This is a genomic window from Holospora undulata HU1, from assembly GCF_000388175.3.
Classification (GTDB): domain Bacteria; phylum Pseudomonadota; class Alphaproteobacteria; order Holosporales; family Holosporaceae; genus Holospora; species Holospora undulata_A.
The window spans coordinates 1-3,078 of the sequence record NZ_ARPM03000101.1 but is presented as its reverse complement, the minus strand read 5'-3'; the positions used below and the strand labels follow the sequence as shown (position 1 = coordinate 3,078).

4 protein-coding genes and 1 pseudogene are annotated in these 3,078 nt (G+C 36.9%); 3 read left to right on the top strand and 2 right to left on the bottom strand.

Features of this window, described 5'->3' with window-relative positions; genetic code table 11:
- Positions 1-215, bottom strand: a 215-nt coding sequence (locus tag K737_RS10235; RefSeq protein WP_152531041.1) for a hypothetical protein, incomplete at its 3' end; no start/stop codon positions are given.
- Between the two features lie 271 nt (positions 216-486).
- On the opposite strand from K737_RS10235, the gene K737_RS02095 reads away from it, so the two are divergent.
- From K737_RS02095 to K737_RS02085, 3 genes are read left to right on the top strand one after another with little or no spacing between them, the layout of a single operon-like run.
- Complete coding sequence (locus K737_RS02095; RefSeq protein WP_152531040.1) at positions 487-1,917, top strand: hypothetical protein; 1,431 nt, start codon at positions 487-489, stop codon at positions 1,915-1,917.
- A gap of 34 nt (positions 1,918-1,951) precedes the next feature.
- Complete coding sequence (locus tag K737_RS02090; RefSeq protein WP_023491004.1) at positions 1,952-2,260, top strand: HU family DNA-binding protein; 309 nt, start codon at positions 1,952-1,954, stop codon at positions 2,258-2,260.
- A gap of 5 nt (positions 2,261-2,265) precedes the next feature.
- Positions 2,266-2,838, top strand: a complete 573-nt coding sequence (locus K737_RS02085; protein ID WP_006295125.1) for a winged helix-turn-helix domain-containing protein — start codon at positions 2,266-2,268, stop codon at positions 2,836-2,838.
- 53 nt (positions 2,839-2,891) lie between these two features.
- Here the strand turns inward: K737_RS02085 and K737_RS10975 are convergent.
- A pseudogene (locus K737_RS10975) lies at positions 2,892-3,078 on the bottom strand (IS5 family transposase); the annotation flags it as partial.

The following is a 3,078-nucleotide window of genomic DNA, read 5'->3' as shown; positions in this document are numbered from 1 at the left end:
CACAAGCAAAGACACCCAAAAAGCAGCGAAAAAAAGGGGGATTGAGGTGCATTATTTGCCCTCCCTAGCCCAAACCAGAGAAGAATGAATATGTGCGCAATAATCGATTTTTCGTCTCTGCCAAAGAGTTTTGCAAGAGTATGCTGCAATTTTTCGACCAAACCTGGGACAACATCGCCATAGATCTTGTCGAGCGCGCCAATGACAACTTTCAACGCATTAGTCCAACACTTTCAGTTTGATTTGGTATATTTGGTATAAGTGTATTCAATGATTGAAAATCATTTTTTTATGCTCATTGTTTTCCAATCTTTGCTTACTCAGAAAGTTAATTTTTTATTTAGAAAAAAGAAAAATTTTTTGCATAAATGCTAAAAATTTTTCTTGACACATCGACTTCAAGCGTGTTATAAATTTTAAACAATTTTGGGGTTTTCCATATTTACCATGGTTTTTTTGCTTTTTTTGTACTTTTTGGTTACATCAATGCCTTTGTTCGCGCTGAAAGAAAATCCTTCCTCTTCAAATGTAAAGATGTTAGACAAAAAGTGGATGGGAGGAGGAGCCACTTTTGCTTCATCTGGCAAAGTTCCATCTAGTAAAGAAAAAGAAAATGGGGGATTTTCTTTATTACTTTCTGGAAAAGCAAGTTTTACTATGACGTTGGGGCAAAACAAGACCGATTATACTGTTCTTTTTACTCCCCCAAGTTCTGGGAGTGTTTTTAATCTTGGAGGGTTATTTGGGAACGGGGAAAAGATATACTCTCATGTCGCGAAAAGTCAGTTGAACGTTAATAATTCTCAATTTATGGTGCGCGCAGAGCAGCCTTTTTTTTCCAATGAAGGAACTTTTGCTGTCTTTATTGCTTTTACAGGAGATCCAGATAATAAACAGTCGGTTCGTGAGATAGCTGCAGAAGTAGATACTTTCTACGGAACTCTAGTGTTAGGAAATACCAAAGGTATAGAAAATCGTGCTGTAGCAGGTCCTGTGTCTTTTTTTAGGGGAACTGGTGGTACAGATGGGGCTATGAGTAGATTTCTTAACCCTACGACAGGGGTTTATATGTTTCCTAGTATGAAGGGAGATACAGGTGTTTCCACAAAAATTGTTTTTTTCTCTCCAAACTTTGGAGATATTAAGCGTTTTGGTGCTGTTCAATTTGGTCTTTCTTACGCGCCTAATACTTCAATGGTGGGGGAAGCGAAGATGAATACAGCTTTTAATAGTAAAGATCCGTTAAAAGCATCTTTCGATATGAACAGTTTTGCACAATCTGTTCGTTATTCTTTAGAAAAAGAGTTATTTGGAATTTCAATGTCTTTTGTTCGTATACACGGGAGGACGCGTCCTGCTATTCCCCAGCAGCCTCTCTTAAGAGTATACAGTAATAACAGTTGGGATTTAGCGATGAATACTCATTACGGTCCTTGGTGTTTGGGGGTTGAATACATTTATAATGGGCGTTCTGGTTTTTTGAAGAATGATTTACCTAGTTTGACGCCTTCGCTTACCTTAGATAACGGAGTAAAAGAAAAGCTTCCCAGCATGATGTATTCTTCTAATTCCTGTGGAAAAAATTATACTTTTAATGCAGGTCTTGGATACGTGTTAAAAAATCAGTGGGGGGTTTCTTTAGGGTATTTAAGGACGGGTTCTCATACTGGATTTGTTCGACCGGACCAAGAAGGAAATTCTATAAAGGCCAAAGGGAGTGCATGGGTTCTATCTGGGGATAGGGCTTTGGTAGACGGGGTGGAGTGTTTTTTAGAAGTGGCTATTAGCTACAAAATGTCTAATCCTGCTTGGCCTTATATGGGGACAGCTGGGGCTGCGCTAACTAAGCTTCCTTTTCCTACTACTCCAAGTAATTCCGCTGCTGCGGTTTTGTCTGGGTTAAAAGTAAAGTTTTAAGTTAAATAAGTGAGTTTTATCCTGGAGGGTGATAATGAAAACCGGAGTGACCAAAATCGATCTTGTTACTAAGATAGCTTCTAAGAGCGGAATTAATAAAGGGACGGTAAATCAGGTATTGGATCAGTTTTTGGAAGTGGTAACAGAGACGTTAAAAGAAGGGAGTTCTGTGCGGTTGACGGGGTTTGGATCGTTTTTGGCAAGATTGCGTCCAGAGATGGTAGCTCGCAATCCTAAAACTGGCGCTTCTGTTACGGTTCCTGCGGTTCTTGTTCCTGTGTTTCGTGCGGGAAAGCATTTAAAATTAGCTCTTGAGTCTATTGAAGTGCGAGATATTGATTAGCTTTTATGATTCGCGTTGTGAGGCGAAAACTTTTGTGTTACGGAGATGTGTTGTGGTGTTCTTTGTGGGAAGAGATTATTCAGCAGAGCTGCGCTGAAATCACTCTTTCATTTTGTAGCACAGAGGTTCAGTTGAGAGAATCTTGGGAAAAAAAATCTTCGTTAGCATGTGTGTATGTAATGAATAATCGTTGTGTTTTTGAAGATTGGATTTCTAAGAAATTTTATTTATTACCAGAATTTTTTTTAGTTTTTTTGGGAGACTTAAAAGCGTTTCAACAAAAAGTTGGATATGTACTAAAAGATTTTTCTTTTTATCATAATACTATCATTACAAAAAAGAGAAATTTTCTTTTAAGAGAAAAGGAATACAAGACTCTTGTTTATTTTCTTGAACGATACAAGGAAAAAATTAATAAAGAAGAACTTTTAAAAGAAGTTTGGAAATACAGTAATGATATGGAAACTTTGACTTTAGAAACTCACGTGGCACAATTAAATAAAAAATTAAAGTTTTGTAATCATCGCATCAGAAGAGAGAAAAATTTTTTTTTAATGGATTCTATTGGGGAGATTTAAAGTAAAATTTTTGAACCAAACATCGAAATACAGTTTTTAAAAAAATCGCATCCTCAATTAAGCCAAAGAATAATTGAAGTCAGGCGAATGGTGCTAAAAAAGTTTACAAACCTTTTATCATAGCGTGTGGCAATGGTGCGGTATTGCTTTAAGTTTAGCCAAGAAATTCTCTGATCAAAGACGGGATTTAAAAAGATATGTACATAATATGAAGGCTTTAAACGGTTCTTTTTAGGGGGG

Bases quoted from the DNA above. Each gene is read 5' to 3' on its own strand.
- K737_RS02095 (WP_152531040.1), top strand. From the start codon at position 487: ATGCCTTTGTTCGCGCTGAAAGAAAATCCTTCCTCTTCAAATGTAAAG.
- K737_RS02090 (WP_023491004.1), top strand. From the start codon at position 1,952: ATGAAAACCGGAGTGACCAAAATCGATCTTGTTACTAAGATAGCTTCT.
- K737_RS02085 (WP_006295125.1), top strand. From the start codon at position 2,266: ATGATTCGCGTTGTGAGGCGAAAACTTTTGTGTTACGGAGATGTGTTG.